We start from the raw sequence: 1,551 nt of genomic DNA, 5'->3' as shown, positions 1-1,551 counted from the left end.
CGGTGAGCGCCTCTGTGGGAGCCGTTCGCGGGCCGTATTTGCATTCACACTGATGTCAAGGTTGCAGTATCGGATGCGCGCCGCAGGAGCGGTGCAGTGAGACGTGACAGGCCGGCGAGCTGCGGCTTCGCGTGCCAGAGAGGGAAGTAGAAATGACCAAGGTTCAGGTTCAGGACCCGATATTGAGGGCGCCGGGACAAGACCGCCTCCCCATCGCAGCTCTCATCGCGCTCTTCACGGCAGGCTTCATCACCACGCTCACTGAGGCTCTGCCCGCGGGGGTGCTTCCCCAGATGAGCCATGCGCTCGGCGTTTCCGAGTCGGTGGCCGGACAGACGGTGACCATCTACGCCGTTGCCACGCTGCTCACAGCGATCCCTGTGTCCGTCGCCACCACGAACTGGCCCAGACGACACCTTCTCGTCGTTGCGCTCGTCGGATTCCTCGTCGCCAACCTCGTCACAGCGGTCTCCGTCAACTACACGCTCACGATGGCGGCGAGGTTCGTTGCCGGCGCAGCGTCCGGTGTGACGTGGAGCATCCTGGGTGGCTATGCGCAGCGCATCACCCCGGACGCCCTCAAGGGCAGGGCCATGGCCTTCGCATTCGCGGGCACGCCCGTCGCGCTCGCCCTGGGTGTTCCCGTCGGAGCCTTCCTCGGTCAGATTATGGGCTGGCAGGTGACCTTCGGTCTCATGTCGGTGCTCGCCGCGCTGCTCATCGCCTGGACCATGTGGAAGCTGCCGAACGTCCCCGGCCAGAAGGCCGCTGAGCGGCTGCCCCTTCGTCACCTCCTTCGTATCCGAGGTCTTCGCACCATCCTGATCGTCACCGGTGTGTACGTGCTCGCTCACACCATCCTCTACACGTACATCGCACCCGTGCTGGCGGGCGTGGGGCTCGAGGACCAGGTCCAGTGGATTCTGCTGGCCTTCGGTGTCGCCTCGATCCTGAGCATCTGGCTCACCGGTTTGTTCGTCGACCGGCATCACCGTCGCCTCGTCATCCTGAGCACTGTGTTCTTCGCCGTGGCGGCGGTCGCGCTGACGCTGTGGTCAAAGAACGTGGCCGTGGACTACGTCGCCGTGACGGCGTGGGGACTCGCGTTCGGCGGGGCAGCGACCCTGTTCCAGGGCGCGCTGATGTCAGCGTCGGGTGAACACGCCGACGCCGCCCAGCCGCTGATGGTCACGATGTGGAACGGCGGAATCGGCCTCGGCGGTCTGATCGGCGGCATCCTCCTCGCCGGCCTCGGATCGGCGTCACTCATGATCGCCGTCGCGGTCCTCGTCATCCTCACGGTCGTCGTCGTGATCCTCGCACGCACTCACGCATTCCCCGGGCCCAGCGCAAAGTCTTGAGGGCATCGACGTATCGATGTGAACACCAGAGAAAGCGGGACACCACCGCCCCGCCTCGTCCCTTCACCGGTGCTCCGGCTCGTGATCTCACGGGAGAGCACCGGTGCCGGCCCCACGGCTGCGAGAAAGAAGAGGCCATGACCACTGATCAGAACACTGACCCCACACCCACACCCACACCCACACCCAC

The 1,551-nt window shown here is 65.4% G+C and carries 1 protein-coding gene; it reads left to right on the top strand.

Going from position 1 to position 1,551, the window contains the following annotated elements:
• Positions 1 to 152 precede the first annotated feature (152 nt).
• Positions 153 to 1,361, top strand: a complete 1,209-nt coding sequence (locus tag ACFXI4_RS44650) for an MFS transporter (RefSeq protein ID WP_385003429.1) — start codon at positions 153 to 155, stop codon at positions 1,359 to 1,361.
• Positions 1,362 to 1,551 lie beyond the last annotated feature (190 nt).

The organism is Streptomyces sp. NPDC059224 (assembly GCF_042754285.1).
Classification (GTDB): Bacteria; Actinomycetota; Actinomycetes; order Streptomycetales; family Streptomycetaceae; genus Streptomyces.
The sequence above is the reverse complement of the archived record's forward strand: the minus strand, read 5'-3'. Positions and strand labels throughout refer to the sequence as shown.

Bases quoted from the DNA above. Each gene is read 5' to 3' on its own strand.
- ACFXI4_RS44650 (WP_385003429.1), top strand. From the start codon at position 153: ATGACCAAGGTTCAGGTTCAGGACCCGATATTGAGGGCGCCGGGACAA.